This is a genomic window from Prochlorococcus sp. MIT 1307, assembly GCF_034092395.1.
Classification (GTDB): Bacteria; Cyanobacteriota; Cyanobacteriia; order PCC-6307; family Cyanobiaceae; genus AG-363-K07.
In genome coordinates this window covers 1,334,950-1,351,980 of sequence record NZ_CP139301.1, presented here as the reverse complement: position 1 = coordinate 1,351,980, position 17,031 = coordinate 1,334,950, and the positions used below count along the sequence as shown (strand labels likewise).

The 17,031-nt window shown below is 39.3% G+C and carries 16 protein-coding genes; 10 read left to right on the top strand and 6 right to left on the bottom strand.

What is annotated here, in order from left to right:
* Positions 1 to 1,368, top strand: a complete 1,368-nt coding sequence (locus SOI82_RS06900; RefSeq protein ID WP_320666716.1) for a ClC family H(+)/Cl(-) exchange transporter — start codon at positions 1 to 3, stop codon at positions 1,366 to 1,368.
* A gap of 87 nt (positions 1,369 to 1,455) precedes the next feature.
* The gene (locus SOI82_RS06895; protein WP_320668373.1) at positions 1,456 to 3,096 is read left to right on the top strand and encodes a radical SAM protein; all 1,641 of its coding nucleotides are present in this window, start codon (positions 1,456 to 1,458) and stop codon (positions 3,094 to 3,096) included.
* Here SOI82_RS06895 and SOI82_RS06890 read toward each other — a convergent pair.
* The gene (locus tag SOI82_RS06890) at positions 3,053 to 4,387 is read right to left on the bottom strand and encodes an O-antigen ligase family protein (protein WP_320666715.1); all 1,335 of its coding nucleotides are present in this window, start codon (positions 4,385 to 4,387) and stop codon (positions 3,053 to 3,055) included. The two genes, SOI82_RS06895 and SOI82_RS06890, sit on opposite strands and share 44 nt — an antisense overlap.
* A 233-nt stretch (positions 4,388 to 4,620) precedes the next feature.
* On the opposite strand from SOI82_RS06890, the gene SOI82_RS06885 reads away from it, so the two are divergent.
* Positions 4,621 to 5,694, top strand: a complete 1,074-nt coding sequence (locus tag SOI82_RS06885; RefSeq protein ID WP_320666714.1) for an FAD-dependent oxidoreductase — start codon at positions 4,621 to 4,623, stop codon at positions 5,692 to 5,694.
* A 97-nt stretch (positions 5,695 to 5,791) separates the two neighbouring features.
* Here the strand turns inward: SOI82_RS06885 and dnaK are convergent, their stop codons facing one another.
* Together dnaK and SOI82_RS06875 are read right to left on the bottom strand one after the other, a co-directional pair.
* Positions 5,792 to 7,702, bottom strand: a complete 1,911-nt coding sequence (gene dnaK / locus SOI82_RS06880; RefSeq protein WP_320666713.1) for a molecular chaperone DnaK — start codon at positions 7,700 to 7,702, stop codon at positions 5,792 to 5,794.
* Positions 7,648 to 7,794 carry a hypothetical protein gene (locus SOI82_RS06875; RefSeq protein ID WP_320666712.1) on the bottom strand — a complete coding sequence of 49 codons (147 nt, stop codon included), beginning with the start codon at positions 7,792 to 7,794 and terminating at the stop codon, positions 7,648 to 7,650. The genes dnaK and SOI82_RS06875 overlap by 55 nt, the downstream gene beginning before the upstream one ends.
* A gap of 40 nt (positions 7,795 to 7,834) precedes the next feature.
* Here SOI82_RS06875 and SOI82_RS06870 point away from each other — a divergent pair, with 40 nt between their 5' ends.
* The 3 genes from SOI82_RS06870 to rpsF all read left to right on the top strand — a co-directional run bounded on the left by SOI82_RS06870 (position 7,835) and on the right by rpsF (position 9,733).
* Positions 7,835 to 8,734: a shikimate dehydrogenase gene (locus SOI82_RS06870; protein WP_320666711.1), complete on the top strand. Its 900-nt coding sequence runs from the start codon at positions 7,835 to 7,837 to the stop codon at positions 8,732 to 8,734.
* Positions 8,735 to 8,758: 24 nt separating this feature from the next.
* Entirely contained in the window at positions 8,759 to 9,220 is a 462-nt protein-coding gene (locus tag SOI82_RS06865) for a Tic20 family protein (RefSeq protein ID WP_320666710.1), read from the top strand.
* 78 nt (positions 9,221 to 9,298) lie between these two features.
* Positions 9,299 to 9,733 (top strand): 30S ribosomal protein S6, encoded by a 435-nt coding sequence (gene rpsF / locus SOI82_RS06860; RefSeq protein ID WP_320666709.1) that lies wholly within the window; start codon positions 9,299 to 9,301, stop codon positions 9,731 to 9,733.
* Here rpsF and SOI82_RS06855 read toward each other — a convergent pair.
* Both SOI82_RS06855 and SOI82_RS06850 read right to left on the bottom strand, forming a co-directional pair.
* Complete coding sequence (locus tag SOI82_RS06855; protein WP_320666708.1) at positions 9,730 to 10,947, bottom strand: argininosuccinate synthase; 1,218 nt, start codon at positions 10,945 to 10,947, stop codon at positions 9,730 to 9,732. The two genes, rpsF and SOI82_RS06855, sit on opposite strands and share 4 nt — an antisense overlap.
* A gap of 689 nt (positions 10,948 to 11,636) precedes the next feature.
* Positions 11,637 to 11,813 (bottom strand): hypothetical protein, encoded by a 177-nt coding sequence (locus SOI82_RS06850; RefSeq protein WP_320666707.1) that lies wholly within the window; start codon positions 11,811 to 11,813, stop codon positions 11,637 to 11,639.
* 81 nt (positions 11,814 to 11,894) lie between these two features.
* Here SOI82_RS06850 and SOI82_RS06845 point away from each other — a divergent pair, with 81 nt between their 5' ends.
* The 4 genes from SOI82_RS06845 (at position 11,895) to purT (ending at position 14,884) form a co-directional block, all read left to right on the top strand.
* Positions 11,895 to 12,170, top strand: coding sequence for a DUF3134 domain-containing protein (locus SOI82_RS06845; protein ID WP_320666706.1), 276 nt, complete (start codon positions 11,895 to 11,897; stop codon positions 12,168 to 12,170).
* A 55-nt stretch (positions 12,171 to 12,225) separates the two neighbouring features.
* Positions 12,226 to 13,347, top strand: coding sequence for a phospho-N-acetylmuramoyl-pentapeptide-transferase (gene mraY / locus SOI82_RS06840; protein ID WP_414153497.1), 1,122 nt, complete (start codon positions 12,226 to 12,228; stop codon positions 13,345 to 13,347).
* Between the two features lie 12 nt (positions 13,348 to 13,359).
* Positions 13,360 to 13,638, top strand: a complete 279-nt coding sequence (locus SOI82_RS06835) for a hypothetical protein (RefSeq protein WP_320666705.1) — start codon at positions 13,360 to 13,362, stop codon at positions 13,636 to 13,638.
* A gap of 64 nt (positions 13,639 to 13,702) precedes the next feature.
* A complete protein-coding gene (purT, locus tag SOI82_RS06830) occupies positions 13,703 to 14,884 on the top strand; it encodes a formate-dependent phosphoribosylglycinamide formyltransferase (protein ID WP_320666704.1) in 1,182 nt (393 codons plus the stop codon).
* 1 nt (position 14,885) lies between these two features.
* Here the strand turns inward: purT and SOI82_RS06825 are convergent, their stop codons facing one another.
* Positions 14,886 to 17,006, bottom strand: coding sequence for an HAD family hydrolase (locus SOI82_RS06825; RefSeq protein ID WP_320666703.1), 2,121 nt, complete (start codon positions 17,004 to 17,006; stop codon positions 14,886 to 14,888).
* Positions 17,007 to 17,031 lie beyond the last annotated feature (25 nt).

The window sequence follows — 17,031 nt, the reverse complement described above, 5'->3', positions numbered from 1 at the left end:
ATGAACAAAAGAAATGTTTTAGATAATAATCTTCGTCCAAGTAAAGCAAATTACAGCATCCGCAAACTACTCAAACAACGTTGGTTAATAGTAGTTATTGCATTAATGCTTACCGGTTTAGGTGCAGCACTTACCGGAGTGTTATTTAAAGCAGGCATTGATGTTCTAAATGATTGGCGATTTAGTCTTTTAGAAAAAATGCCTACATGGTTAGTTTTACCTGTCATGGGTGGCATAGGAGGACTTCTTTCCAGCTCTTTAATAACCAGATTCAGCCCAGCAGCCAGTGGTTCAGGAGTGAGTCACATCATGGCCTTTCTCCGTCATCGAAAAGTACCTATGGGACTACGTGTCGGGCTAGTCAAACTACTTGCAGGCATTATGGCTATCGGTAGTGGTTTTCCTTTGGGACCCGAAGGACCAGCTGTACAAATGGGAGGGTCTGTTGCCTGGAAAATGGCGCAATTATTAAAAGCTCCTATTTCCTTTCGAAGAGTCATTGTTGCTGCTGGGGGAGGTGCTGGCCTAGCAGCCATATTCAGTGCTCCAATAGGAGGATTTATCTATGTAATAGAAGAATTATTGAATTCAGCAAGACCAGTAGTACTCCTATTAGTAGTCGTTACAACATTTTGGGCTGACACATGGGCTGACATACTACAAGCTATAGGACTAGACCCTACAGCTGGAGGCTTTGACAGCAACTTAGGGTTTCAAGTGCAACGTGAATACTCACCCCAAGTCAGTTTTCTACCAATAGATCTTGGATATTTAATTGTACTAGGAATAATTATTGGATGTTTAGCCGAACTCTATTGCCGCTATGTTCTGATCATGCTGCAAATAGGAAAAAACTGGTTTCACAATCGATTAATACTGAAAATGAGCTTATGTGGTATTTGTCTTGGAGGAATATATGCCTATCTGCCAAATGAATTTCATGAAATAACGAAGCTAAAAACAATTCTTGCAGAAGGAAACATCAATATATCAATGGCATTAACTATCTTTGCTGTACTTTTTATTACCACAGGTTTAGCTGCTGCTTCTGGAGCGCCAGGGGGTTTATTTTATCCGATGCTGATTTTAGGAGGGTCAATTGGTTTAGTTTGTGGTGATGGGGTAGAGGCAATTACAGGTCATGTACCTAGCAGCTTCGTATTTGCAGGAATGGGAGCTTTTGTATCAGCCTGTTCACGCACACCAATAACAGCAATGTTTCTTGCATTTGCACTCACAAAAGATCTACTAATTCTTAAACCCCTTCTTATAAGCTGCATCACAAGTTTTTTAATTGCTCGCCTATTTAACGAACATTCCATATATGAACGACAAATAGATATAGACCTCAAACAAGAAAGTTCATAAACCTAATGAGTTACATCACAAAGGCATTGTTTAATCCTTAACAAGACACCCTTTTCAAATATTATCCTTCATCCCTCCAAACTAAAGCTGAACAACGAAACCCTACTTTTTACTCCTACCACGCCATTACCTGGCGCCCTAAAAACTGTACTTGCATTTCCAAGCACCTACTCAATTGGCATAACAAGTCTTGGCTATCAAGTTATTTGGACAACACTTGCACAAAGGTCAGACGTTGATGTCCGAAGACTCTTTACAGATCAACAAGAACGTCAATATCAAAATTGCGATCTTTTCGGACTCTCACTTAGCTGGGAATTAGATGGTCCTATATTGCTGGATCTTTTGGAAAAGCAACAGATCCCTATCTGGAGTCATCAAAGAAAAGATAAAGATTCGATTGTTTTTGGTGGTGGTCCAGTACTCACTGCAAATCCCGAGCCATTAGCCCCATTCCTAGATGTTGTTCTTCTAGGAGATGGCGAAAACCTATTGCCAACTTTCATTGACACAATTCAAAAAGTGAGACATCTACCTCGAGTAGATAAATTGAAAAATTTAGCTCGCATACCAGGTATTTATGTGCCTCAATTATATATTCCTAAATACACCTCTAATGGAACACTCAAAGCAATTCAACCAATTCAAACAGATATTCCTCAGTCAATTAGTAAACAAACATGGCAAGGCAATACTCTTAGTCATTCAACAGTAATTACTCCAGATGCAGCTTGGCCTAACATTCATATGGTTGAAACAGTTCGAAGCTGCCCTGAACTTTGCAGATTCTGCCTTGCAAGCTACCTAACACTTCCATTCCGAAGTTCATCACTAGAAGATGGACTAATTCCTGCAGTGGAAAAAGGGATTAATGCTACAAAACGAATAGGGCTACTAGGTGCATCTGTAACTCAACATCCCCAATTTTCTGACTTATTGAATTGGCTTAATCAAGATTCCTTTGATGACATTCGCCTAAGTGTGAGCTCAGTGCGTGCAGCAACAGTCAATTCTGAAATGACAAAAATTCTTTCTCGTCATGCATGCAAATCACTAACAATAGCGATTGAAAGTGGTAGTGAAAGAATGCGCAAAATAGTAAACAAAAAGCTATCAGAAGAAGAAATTTTTATGGCAGCAAAATATGCAGTCGATGGTGGTTTAAAAAACCTCAAACTTTATGGAATGGTTGGGCTCCCAAAAGAAGAGGAGGAAGATATTGAAGCAACTGCAGATCTATTGTTGCGAGTAAAAAGAAAAATCACTGGTCTCCGCTTGACCCTTGGTGTAAGCACATTTGTACCAAAAGCTCATACACCTTTTCAATGGCATGGAGTACGGCCAGAAGCTGATAAAAGGCTCAGACTACTTGCAAAGCGGTTAAAACCAAATGGTATCAACTTTCGTCCTGAGAGCTACAGATGGAGTCTTATTCAAGCATTAATTTCTCGTGGTGACCGTCGCCTTGCTCCTGTCATAGCTCAAGTACGAGGATCTCACCAAAGTTTTAGTAGTTGGAAAAATGCTTATCGAGCAATGCAAGAAGAGAATAAAAGCATTCCAGAAAATGAACAGCGCACATTACCAAAATTACCTACATGGGAGAATGTCATTCATGAGAATTGGGAAACATCAACAGTCCTCCCTTGGTCACACCTTCAAGGTCCACTGAAGCCAGAGATCCTTATTCAGCATCAGAAACAAAGTCTGAATGAACTGATTGTTTAATTGAATTTAAAGAAATCGCTAGACAACGTAAACCCGCCAAAAGAACCCAACCAGCCATATTAAGACGACTATCAAATAAAGGAATATCAAACCCATGCCAAAATATCAGAGCAAAAGTAGCCGCCCACCAAGCTCTATCAAAAATAGAAGTTCCTAAATAATGACTATTCTTATCCGATACAGTCAAAACACCTCGTCTCACCACTGTAATTAATAAAGCTAGGACTACACCCACGATCAAAAGCATTACTGGCCAACCATGACTTACAGCCACCTCAAGAGGCAAATTGTGAGCATGTCCAGGCCAATAGTTTCTTCGCAATGAATAAAGCACAGGAAAAGCAGCAGCACCCCAACCAAACCATGGTTTTTCAGCCAGAAGCGTTATGGCTTCCTTCCATATAGGCAAACGTGCACTCGCGACAAACCTCTGCTCGGCATGCTTTAAATCAGTTAATCGAGCCCAAATATTCTCTGGCACAATTCTTCGTGCCATCATCTGAAGCTCTGTCTCCACCCCAGGTATAACTGCAAGGCCCAAAGGAATAAAAATCACAAGAAGGAAAGGAAAAAGCCAAATCCATTGAGCAGGGCCTAAAACAAAAGGTATAACTAAAAACAAACCACCCCAAGCATTACGAGAATCAGTTAGAAATAATGATGCAACAATACTCACTGCCAATATGAATATGACATTACGACGTAGACGTTGTAAAAATGGTTGTAGCAAGGCTGCCAAACAAAATGGCCAAACGATCATTAACCAAGCACCAGTGATATTGGCGTAATCAAACAAGCCAGACAAACGTCCATTTGGTTGTCCACCTGGAGCTACAAACCAAACCACCAAACCATTCAACATTTGCCAAGGTCCATGCCAACCCAACCAAAGTTGGCCAAAACCTGTAATGACTACAGGTACAGTTCCTGTAACTAGCCAAAGTCCTGCGCGTCTTCTTGAGACAGAAGTTGTTAGATAAGGCTGAAAAGCCCAAAAACTCCAAAAGTATGGCAACCAATTCGCAAGACCTATCCAAGCCAACCATCCCGACTGAGCACGAAAACAACCAACAATCATCAAAATCGCAGTGCCCAAAAAAGGATAATTCCAGAAATCAGCCCAATAAGAATCCTTCCTTTTCAAACTCCCCAACACCAATGCAGGCAATAAAAACAAACCTGATATAAAGGCACTAGAAGGCAAAAAAAACAAGCCTCCCTGAAAACAAATCCATCCCAATGGATTTGAGGCAACCGGACGATATTTATGCAGCCAAGCAAGAACATGCATGCAAAAACAGCAATTAATCACCTATCATCTCAAAATAATCTCAACGTCTAGCAACGGTAAACCATTCTGAATAAATGAGCTGCAAAATTACTGTGACTAAGCTCAAGAAACTTCACTGAAAAAACTAATATCTTTTTAAAGACAAGCACTACCATTCAACTAAACCAATTGAGACGGATCATAATAAAAACAACTCAAAAATCTGAGGAAATACACTGACTAAAGAAATTGCTGTGATTGGGAGTGGTGCTGTAGGAGCGAGCACAGCATGGTATCTAGCAAAACATGGTCACAAAGTAGTAATCATTGATCCACTATTAAAAAAGCAACCAACCAATAGCCAACTTCCACTGAATGGCACCACCGCATCTCTCGGCGTACTAATGGGATATGTTTTCAGAAAGTCTAGTGGGCGGGGCTGGAGAATGAGAAAACGAAGTATGGAGCTATGGCAAGAATGGAGCACCTTGCTAAATACTCCAGAAACCCCTTTTGCTTTAAATAAACCATTGATGCAATTAGCTAGCTCAGAAAAAGAAGCATTCATAATGGAAAAACTAATAAATGAGCGACAAGGTCTAGGTCTAGAAATATTTCCAATCAGTCCTGAGAAAAAACTTGATAGATTATTGCCGACTCATAAATATGGAGGGTTGATTTCAACTCAAGATGGACGTATCAATCCGCTACAACTCCAAAAATGTCTACTAGGTGCATTAGAGAAGTTAAATGTACAAATAATTTGTAAGCGAGTAATTGAAATCAAACGAGGATCATCTACAAAACCTCGACAATGGTATCTTCATCTATCAAATAAAAAAAAAATAGCAAAGGAGATTATTATCATTTGTGCTCCTCTAAGTAGTGAAGCCCTATTGAAGCCTTTAGGTTATAACGTTCCTATCACCCCAATTCTTGGTCAAGTTATAGATCTAAAATTAAAATCAGATCAAAAAAATTGGTCAGGTTGGCCAGCAGTCCTTTCTCACGAAGGAATAAATCTAATCCCCTACAATCAGAATCGCCTCTTAATGGGAGCCACTCTAGAAATAGGGACTGTGGCAAGCAAAGAGAAGCTAGAGCAAATGAAATCGATGAATGGTACTGCTCCTGACTGGTTAAAAGAAGCAGAAATAATCAACCATTGGTCTGGTCTGCGAGGAAGACCACTCAATTGCCCTGCCCCAATCCTCAAAAATCTAGAACCTGGATTAATTATTGCCACAGGCCACTACCGGAACGGAATTCTACTTGCTCCAGCAAGTGCAGAATGGGTAGTTAACGAAGTCAACAAAATCCATAATTGATAAAGAAATAAAATCTCCAACAACCATACTTTAGTTAATTAAAAGTGACTCAATAAAATCCCTCGAATAGACAATTAATGTTCAAAGACTAGAAAAGTTATTTCGTTTCAGTAAATTCAGCATCAATCACATCATCTCCATCGCCAGTACTACTACTTGTGGAATCAGACCCTGAATCAGCGGTTTGTGTTGCAGCATTAGCTGCACCAGCTTGCTGATATACCGCTGCCCCTAAAGCATAAAGCTCTTGTTGAAGTTCTTCTAGTAAAGACTTCATCGTCTCAAAGTCATCTGTCTCAGTAGCTTCTTTCAGTCTTACTCGCTTCTCTTCTACTTTTGCTTTGGCGTCAGCATCAACTTTGTCACCGAGCTCACCAAGCTGTTTTTCTGTTTGATAAACCAATGTCTCGGCTTGATTCTTAATATCTATACGCTCACGCTTTTCTTTATCTGCTGAAGCATTCGTCTCAGCATCCTTAACCATCTTCTCAACCTCGTTGTCAGAAAGAGTGGAAGCCCCAGTTATTGAAATGCTCTGTTCCTTACCACTACCTTTGTCTTTCGCTGTAACACTCAAAATTCCATTCGCATCAATATCAAACGTCACTTCAATCTGAGGTACACCTCTTGGCGCTGGAGGAATTCCATCAAGACGAAAAGTTCCCAAACTCTTGTTATCAGAAGCCATCTCACGCTCACCTTGAAGAACGTGAATTTCAACATTGGTCTGACCATCCACAGCTGTTGAATAGGTCTCTGACTTTTTAGTAGGAACTGTTGTATTACGAGGAATCATCTTGGTCATAACACCACCAAGAGTTTCAACACCCAATGAAAGTGGAGTGACATCAAGCAAAAGAATATCCTTCACTTCTCCTGCTAATACGCCTCCCTGAATTGCAGCGCCCACTGCAACTACCTCATCAGGATTCACTGTCTGGTTTGGATCTTTTCCAGTTACACGTTTAACTAACTCCTGAACTGCAGGCATACGAGTTGAACCACCTACCATCACAATTTCATCAAGCTCTTCAGAAGACAATTTTGCATCTTTTAAAGCTTGCTCAACAGGCACTCGACAACGATCTATCAAGCTAGAAGCTAGTTCCTCAAACTTGACACGAGTCAAAGTAAGATCAAGGTGCTTAGGGCCCTCTGGAGTAGCCGTAATGAATGGCAAATTAATTTCACTTTGAGTTGCATTTGACAATTCAATCTTGGCCTTCTCAGCAGCCTCAGTAAGTCTTTGAAGAGCTTGCTTATCTTGACGAAGATCAATCCCTTCATTGCTTTTAAAAGTTGCTGAAAGATGATCGACAATTACCTTGTCAAAATCATCACCTCCCAAATGCGTGTCACCGGAGGTTGAGAGGACCTCAAATACCCCATCTCCAACCTCTAAAACAGAAACATCAAAGGTTCCACCACCTAAATCAAAAACCAAAATACGCTCATTGCTTTTTTTATCTAGACCATATGCAAGGGCTGCCGCTGTTGGTTCATTAATGATCCTAAGTACTTCCAGTCCAGCAATTTTGCCAGCATCTTTCGTCGCTTGTCGCTGAGAGTCATTGAAATAAGCAGGAACTGTAATCACTGCTTGACTGACATTTTCGCCTAAATATTTGCCAGCATCTTCGGATAATTTGCGTAAAACTTGCGCACTAACTTCCTCTGGTGAAAATTGCTTATCTAGAATTGGACATTTCAACTTTACATTCGAACCAGATTTCTCAACGCCATAACTGACTTCTTTTGATTCTTCATTCACTTCATCTACGCGACGACCAACAAATCTCTTAGATGAATAAAAAGTATTCTCAGGATTCATAACCGCCTGACGTTTAGCAATCTGTCCTACTAACTGATCTTGATTTTTTGTATAAGCCACCACAGAAGGAGTAGTACGAAATCCTTCTGCATTAGCAATAACAGTTGGCTTACCGCCTTCCATTACTGCCACACAGCTGTTCGTAGTGCCAAGGTCAATTCCAACAACCTTCCCCATGGATCACCAACTCCTAAATTTGTCTTTACATGAATAGGAACATCCTCGGCATTGAGCCCACTTAGAGGCGAGGGGTGGTTCCCGAACAGCAAGAACGGCACCCTGATAAATGAACAGATCTGAAAGATCTAAATGATTAGCGGAAACACCAAACTCGTTGGCTTACTCGGCCAACCAGTAAATCACTCACTCTCACCTGTAATGCACAACGCAGCGATGAAAGACATGGGTCTTGATTGGTGCTACTTAGCCATGCCATGTGAAGCAAAAAACTTAGAAGTAATCGCAAAAACATTACTCAACCTAAATTGCCAAGGTTTGAATATCACAATCCCACACAAACAGAATATTATAAAAAGCTGCAACAACATTAGTCCCCTAGCAAAAAGACTTGGAGCAGTAAATACTTTGATCCCAAATAAAGAAGGTGGGTGGGATGGAATGAATACCGATGTAGAAGGTTTTCTTGCGCCACTAAAAGGAAAAAATTGGAATCAAAGCAAAGCAATTGTGTTGGGTTGTGGAGGCAGTGCAAGAGCTGTCATAGCAGGCCTACAAAATCTAAATATCAGTCAAATCACTGTAATAGCAAGAAGAGAATATTCTTTAAATAATTGCTTAACTTATTTCAAAAAAAATATTTTAGAATCAGAGACTAATTCAACCCTTTTAAAAGGCTTGCTAACAACAAGCAAAAATATTGACCGCTTAGTAGAAGAAGCAGAGTTAATAATTAATACCACTCCTGTAGGAATGAGCTCAAGCAATATTTCAAATAACCATTTAAGTCAATTACCTCTTGGCGAAAAGATTTGGAACCATCTAAGACCAAAAACAATACTGTATGATTTAATATATACTCCAAGACCAACTGCATGGTTAACTTTAGGCAAGCAACACGGTTGTGAAATAATTGATGGGCTCGAAATGCTTATCCAGCAAGGAGCTGCTTCTTTAAGATTATGGAGTAAAAATGATAAAATCCCCGTAGATTTAATGAGATTAGCAGCAGAAAAATATTTAACGACTTAAGATTCAATATTTAAAGGACACGATATGCTCATTCCTATATGGCAAAAATTAATAGGGTTTTTGGTTTATATGCTGCCCTGGAGCGATGCTCTACCTTTCGGCAGATCTCTATTCACTGATTTCCCGTTTTTACAATGGCTAGCACTGCCAGCATTACCATTAATCATTCTTCAACAAGCAATTCCTTTTGGAAACTTGATTTTATTTTTTGTCCTCTTCCTTGCCGTTGCTAGAAATCCCAAAATCCCTTATTTTCTGCGTTTCAACACACTTCAAGCACTCCTAATAGATATCGCACTCATTTTAATCAGTTATGCATTTCAAGTCCTCATTCGTCCCCTAGGCTCAGGACTAATAGTTAATACCCTTTCAAGCACTGTATTGATAGCAGTTCTCAGCATAGTCATTTTTGCTTTTGGAGAGTGCATTCAAGGAAAAGAACCTGATCTACCAGGAATTAGTGAGGCAGTTCGAATGCAGATTTAATTAACAGATCACCACAAAGAGATATTGTGGATACTCCGTCGCTCATTTGAATGAGCCTTTAGTCCTAGTCGGAATCTTATGACTAATCAGCCTTACTACGAAACCATGTATATCCTGCGCCCGGATATACCTGAGGAAGAAGTTGACAGCCACCTCACAAAATACAGCGAGCTAGTCACTGAGTCTGGAGCAGAAGTTTTAGATAGCCAAATGCGAGGGAAACGTAGATTGGCTTACCCCATTTCAAAACACAAAGAAGGTATATATGTGCAGTTAAGCCATAACGGTGATGGCCAGCATGTAGAAATTTTAGAAAAAGCGATGCGGCTTAGTGAAGATGTAATTCGCTATCTAACTGTGAAGCAAAACGGTCCACTTCCAACTCCTAGAGCAGTCACAGGAACTGAGGAAAAAGAAGAAACCAAAGACAAAAAAGAAGAAACTAAAGACAAAGAAACTGTTAAAGAGAAAGAAGAAGAGAAAGAAGAAGAGAAAGAAGAAAAGAAAGATTAATTTATCTTCTGAGCGTTTTTAACTGCAGCCCAAATACGACTAGGCAATCCCCATATATATATAAATCCTTCAGCAGCCTTATGATCAAATTGATCATCCAAGCCATAAGTAGCCATACTTGGCCTGTAAAGACTATTTGTAATAGAACTACGTCCCAAAATAATTGCATTTCCCTTGTGTAAGCGAATCCTTACAAGACCATTCACATGACTTTGAGTACGTTCAAAAAAGCCATCTAAAGCTGTTCTCAAAGAAGTAAACCAGAGGCCTTTATAAACTAAGTCCGACCATTCTCTCTCTAATTGATGCTTGATGCGTAGAACATCTGCTGACAAAGTCAAGCTCTCTAGTTCTTGATGAGCCTTAATCAATAGAAGTAATCCAGGTGTTTCATAAATCTCACGACTTTTAATTCCAACTACTCTATTTTCAATAATATCCAGACGACCAAAACCATGGGTGCCCGCCAATAAATTGGCTTTACGTATCAAAGCTACAGGGTCTAAAGATTCTCCATCAATAGCTATTGGATTACCAGCATCAAAAAGGATTTCAATCTCTTGTGGTTTATCAGGGGCATTATCAATTGAAGATGTAATAGCAAAAACTTCTTCAGGAGGAGTCTGCATTGGATCCTCAAGAGAGCCGGCTTCAATGCTTCTTCCCAATAAATTTAGATCAATTGAATAAGGAGATTTTTTACTGACAGGTGCTGGAATTCCAAATTGCTCTCCATAAGCAATTGCCTCCTCTCTACTCATTCCCCATTCTCTGGCAGGTGTTAAAACCTTTAATTCAGGAGCAAGAGAAGCTATCGCCACATCAAAACGCACCTGATCATTACCTTTTCCAGTACAACCATGAGCAACTGCATCTGCTTTCACCTTCCTAGCGACATCAACCAAACTACTAGCAATAAGTGGTCTCGCTAATGCAGTCGAAAGTGGATAACGGCCTTCATAAAGAGCGTTAGCTCGAATTGCTGGAAATGCAAAATCCTCAATAAAAGGCTTTATCAAATCACCTACTAAAGATTCACTAGCACCTGCAGCTATAGCCTTATGTCGAATTGGCTCAAGCTCATCTCCCTGCCCAAGATCAGCAGCAAAGGTAATGACCTCCTCAACCCCATATTCCTTCTTCAAATAAGGAATGCAAACACTAGTGTCAACTCCACCCGAATAGGCGAGAACAACTTTCGTAGCACGTCCCATCAATAAACTCCTGGATAACAAGTTTTAAGGTCTGCCTATCATTATCTTGCCCAGAAAACAATTTGAATCCAAAATCTAGGAAGAAGGAACACTATGGCAGAAGACAAATTCAATAATGAAAACATCCACTAAACGATTACCTGGATAAGTGGCATAGGATAAAACTCTTTTTCGTAGTATCTGATTGATAAAAATCGTCTTTCCCTTTGTGAATTCCATCAAGTATCTCTTGACAGTACCCAAGAAAAAACGACTAAAAATAAAGGTGAAAAGTTGCGTACACTTACAATAGCCATTACTAAGCAAGCCATTATAAATTCTGCACAAAATAAAGTCAGAAGGCAATGCGTGTAAAAGCTGATTGCTTTTTTGAGCTAATTGAACGATTCTTATTACATCGAACATGGAGGTGTCCCAATGGACGACACGCCACCTGAGAATCAATAGAAGCAAACTGAATTAATGCTCCTGCTCCAACAGTCTTAACCTATTTGTAGGCTCTTCGTCTGGCAAGACAAATGAGTACGTCAAGCCAGTCGTAACTCCTCTGCATCGTTTAGGTGCCCTTAGGAGACAAGCCCAACACCTGAAAGCATGGCCCCAGGCGCTAAATCTCAGATGCTTCCAGCAGTATCAATCAAAAAAAACCGATCCCTTTAAGAAGGGATCGGTTTTTTTAATGACCCAAGCTATAGCTCAACCTTTCTAAAACCAACAAAATACAACCAAAAGCCTAAAACAATCGAAGGTCCAAAAAGAAGCCCAAAAACCAAATAAGGTCGAATAATAAAAGGGTCTGGATGATGTGCACCCCAAGCGCGCAAACCAAAGCTCAGCATCAAAGCAAACGCCCAAGTAAGCGTCATTATGAACAACTTAGAAGTCAACAGAAACATAAAAGAGATCTCAATGCATTATGTTGAGTAATTGGTTTTAAATCCTTACTAATGAGCGCCCTCGAAAAAGTGGACCTTAGTTCACTCGACGGCATCAACCCTGCCCTCACACGTTACGGAAGAACAGAACCCGCTCCGATCTTGCCATTAAGGGAGGAACCGGATTTATTGACCTGGCTAGAAGCCAGTGGAAGACTCATTGCGGATGAAGAATCAGCTTCTCAAGAAGTCAGCACTGTAGAAGAAGAAGAATTATCAGCTTTGATGGGAGAAAAAGAAGATTACAAGACTGATGATGAGCAAACCGAAGAAAATTGGGAAGACTAAGCTTGCTTAGTTATTTGTTAATCAACTAATTACTAAGACAACCTAAATCTTTGCCTTGAGGAATTCAAATAACCATACCACTAAGATAAAAATCAAAAAGGACAAGACTGATGGAAAAGTTTCTTCAGCCTTACTAACTAGCCTAATATTTGCAGCAAGTTTTTCAACAGACTACTATTTGTCAACCAATTTACTTAGCCTGCCACTATTCCTATCAACATTAATTTCACTAATAATCTGTCACTATGGAATCCCAAAATTAAGAGCTCTCAAATTAAAACAAATCATAAGAGAAGAAGGGCCACAAAAACATTACAAAAAATCTGGAACACCAACAATGGGTGGAATTTTAATAATACCTATTGCTCTAATAATTGGGAATTCAATCCCAATTAATGGGTCAAACAAGCAACAACTTTTAGCTATTAGTTTCTTAACTCTAGCCTTCATGCTAATAGGTGCTCTTGACGATTGGCGCAGCCTAACAATGAATAGAAACGCTGGGCTAAAAGCAAAAGAGAAACTTGCTCTTCAGGCCATTACAGGAATCCTTTTTCTAAATTGGGCAAGCTGGCAAGAATGGATAAATACCAAAATCTATTTATTTTCTGACATCTCTCTTGATATTGGGATTTGGGTCTGGCCTCTTGCACTTTTTGTATTGCTAGCAGAAAGTAACGCCACTAATCTCACTGATGGCCTTGATGGTCTTGCAAGCGGATGTAGTGCATTGGTATTTACTGGCTTAGCTATTCAACTGATACTTCGCGACAACCCAAATAACCCAATCATTATATGTTTTTGTATGGCCATGGCAGGAGCATGGCTTGGCTTTCTTTTTCACAATCGAAACCCAGCTAAAGTATTCATGGGAGATACAGGTTCTCTCGCAATAGGAGCAGCTTTATCTGGAGTTGCACTTCTATCAAATAGTTTATGGGCACTCCTAATTATGGGCGGTGTGTTTCTTATTGAATCCCTCTCTGTAATTATTCAAGTATGGGTTTTTAAACTGACAAAACAAATCGCTGGCAAAGGTAATCGAGTATTTAAGATGGCTCCACTTCACCATCATTACGAATTAGCTGGAAACAATGAAAGACTAATAGTGAGAAATTTTTGGTTAGTGACTTTAGGATTAGTACTCATTGGGCTGCTTTTACGCCCTACTCCCTAAAAAATATATACAATGAGCTACTTCACATGGAAAGAAACTGGACTTACTAGTGATTGTGCAAGTTTAGAAGCTATGGCTTCTCGTTTTGAAGAGTCAGCAAAACTTATGCGAAAAATGGCTCAACAGGGTTTTAGATTAAAAAAAAGAAAAAATATTCAACTCATTAGTCACCCAGATCCAAAAATCTTCAAATCATGGGGGTTCATAAATGAAGAGCCTCCTGTTCGACAACTTACTTTGATCTCTGAAGCTGAAATTGACAAATCTAATTACACCTTAGAAAGCAGTTAAGGAAATCAACACATATGTTTATGTTATTCCAATTTCCTAAAAGTAAAGTTATCTCTCTTTTGTCATGAACATACTTCCAAAAACATTAATGCTCCTTGGCAGTGGAGAACTAGGCAAAGAGGTTGCTATTGCAGCTCAAAGGTTGGGATGCAAAGTAATTGCTTGTGATCGGTATAAAAATGCTCCAGCTATGCAAGTTGCTGATCTGAAAGAGGTATTAGATATGAGCGACCCAAAAATCTTAAAAGACAAAATCCGTCAATACAATCCAGATATTGTTATTCCTGAAATCGAAGCCCTAGCAGTTGATTCATTAAAAGAACTTGAAGAAGATGGAATACAAATTATTCCAACAGCTAGGGCAACAGCAATCACTATGAATCGCGAGAAAATCAGAAACTTAGCATCTAAAGAATTAGGGGTAAAAACAGCAAAATTTGCATATGCTTCTAACAAAAATGAACTATTTAAGGCGGCAAAAAATATTGGATACCCAGTATTTATTAAGCCTGCAATGAGCTCTTCTGGTAAAGGTCAAAGCTTAGTAAAAAAAGAAATTGATCTTGAACAGGCCTTTCAAAATGCCATCCAAGGAGCTAGAGGAAAATCAACTCTTGTAATTATAGAAGAATTTATAAAATTTGAACTAGAAATTACTTTACTTACAATTCGTTTAAATAATGGATCAACAGTATATTGTTCACCTATTGGTCATGAACAATATAATGGAGACTATCAATGCAGCTGGCAACCCGCAGAGCTAAATGAAAAACATCTAAAAAAAGCACAATCAATAGCAAAACTTATCACAGATAATCTTGGTGGGGTTGGATTATTCGGAGTTGAATTTTTTATTTCTCAAGATGAAGTCATTTTTTCAGAATTATCCCCTAGGCCTCATGACACAGGCTTAGTAACTCTAATTAGCCAAAATATGAATGAATTTGAACTGCATCTTAGAGCAATTCTTGGGCTTCCAATTCCAGAAATTACTCATCAAAAAGCAGCTGCAAGTAGGGTAATCTTATCTCAAGATATTTATTCTAATGTTTCTTATAAAGGTATAGATAAAGCACTATCAGAAAAAAACACCAAGGTTTTTATATTTGGCAAGCCTAATGCAAGAAAAGGACGGCGAATGGGTGTAACAGTAGCATTCGACGAAACTATTGAGAAAGCCAGAAGTAAGGCAGACCGTGCAGCTAAAAACATTGAAGTAATTCAAGGAAACATTAATTCCGATTAATTTAAAAAAGCCGATAATATTTCAATCCATCTAAAAAACTATTCTTTGAACTAGAAGCAAAAAAAACACGCTGCTGTGAACGTAATTCATCTAAAGATGGATCATGTTCGAAAGGTACAACAGCAGAGGTTAAACCACGTCCTAATTCCGCATCGCCTTGTTGACTAGCTACAACAAAAATCTTCTCCAAAGGCAAACCCCAACGAATTGCAAGATGCCGAATAGCTTCTGTACGAGACGCCCTCAACGGAATAACATCTAAATACCAATGACATCGCAAGTAGGGAAGTGCAGCCTGACTTTGCTGTCTTAATCTCTTTCTAACCAAAGGTAGAATAGCGACATTAGGTTTTCTTAATAAATAACTAATCTTGTAATTACTTTGATGTTGTCTTTCTTGAGGTTTTAAATGATCTTTAAGAGCTGACAAAGCTAGTTCAACTCCAGAACGATCCCAATCAACTCCTATAGAAGATTGCCAAAAAAGATCGGATTGCTCTTCTTTGCCATAATAAATTTCTGTACCAGCACAACAAATCCAAACAGTAACTTCTGGTAAATGAAGTTCCGAATAACGTTTACGTGCTGCTTTCAGTGAGCGACCAGTCAAAACTCCTATTTTGTTTTGTTTTTCTAGGCCAAAAGTTTTTAAACTTTGCCTTAATGTTATCAAACTATTTGTATCTGCAAGCTCCAAATCGCTATCTAAATCAAGAATTAACAAGCGTTCTCCTAATGGACTATTCTTTTGATCTTCTTGGAGAACACGACTACAAGAATTAAACGATTTCAATTGGTCTTGCATCAATGCAAGATAATTACAAACATGAGCATCCCAACTGAAATGTCTACTTACACCCTCAATGCCATTTTGACTCCATCGCTCCCACTTATGAGAGTCTGAACCACCTTCCTCAAGCGAGTCTTGAAGTGATTCTAAATCAGTTACATCTGCTAATAAGCCATTTTTACAACGAGCTAAAATATCCCTTGGCCCACCATCATCAGTTGCCACCATAGGCAAACCACACGCTGCAGCTTCTAACAAAGTCAAGCCAAATGGCTCAGTAAGCGCAGAGTTCACAAATAAACCACGGCGATGAGCCGCCCATCTATAAATTGCAGGAATTTGATCCCGTCGATGATGTTTAGGATATGCAACCTGACCATAAAGGTCATAACGATCAACTAAATCAAAAATCTGCTGGAACACCTCACGTTGTTGCTTCTCTAACTGACGAGGATCTTCTCTACAACCAAGAACAAGCACAAGGTTATGTCTTTGACGTAGTACAGGTGATCGACCATAAGCCTCAACCAAAGCAGGAATATTTTTTCTTCGAACCGCCCTAGAAATAGTTAAAAGTGGTGGTAGCTCAGGGTGTCTCAAAAAAGAAGACAACAATTTATCAACAGTTTTAATTTCAGAATCAGATTGAATTGAATGAAAGCGAGTTGCATCAACCCCAGGAGGAACTACCTTGGCTTTCTCATTAACATAATTACCATATCTCTTATATTGATGTTCAGCTTCTTGACGAGTACTGGTGATTACTAAATTTGAATGAGCTAAGGCTAATTCCTCAGCATCAATTCTACGACTAATCGAATAAGACTGTTCAATTTGATCATGATCAATACCAGCAGCTATCAGCTGACGTTGTTTCTCCCGGCCGAGTGAATGTCCTGTAAAAACAAACGGTATGCCTAAACGTCTAGTTACCAAAGAGCCTACATATCCAGCATCTGCATAATGTGCATGTATCCAATCAGGACGTTGCTCTTCCGAAGAAAGCTTAGAAACTAACTGATCAGCTAAATCATCCAAATAAGGCCATAAAAGCTCCTTACGCAGATATCGTTTAGGACCAAAAGGAAACCTAAGAATATTGGCCCCAGGAGCAATGACTTCTATTGGCTGAGAATAATCAGCAGAAATTCGACGATCCTGAATCAACCTTGTTACTAAATCAACTTGATCAACTTCTGGACGAGAGGCCAATCCCTTAACCAGCTCTAAAACATAAAGTGTTTGCCCTCCTGTATCAGCATCTCGACCTAACTCCAAATCATGAGCCCTGATCAAACCATGTAGGTTCAGATGGAGAAGCTTGAAGCCCATATCATTCACAACCTCCTATGAGGAG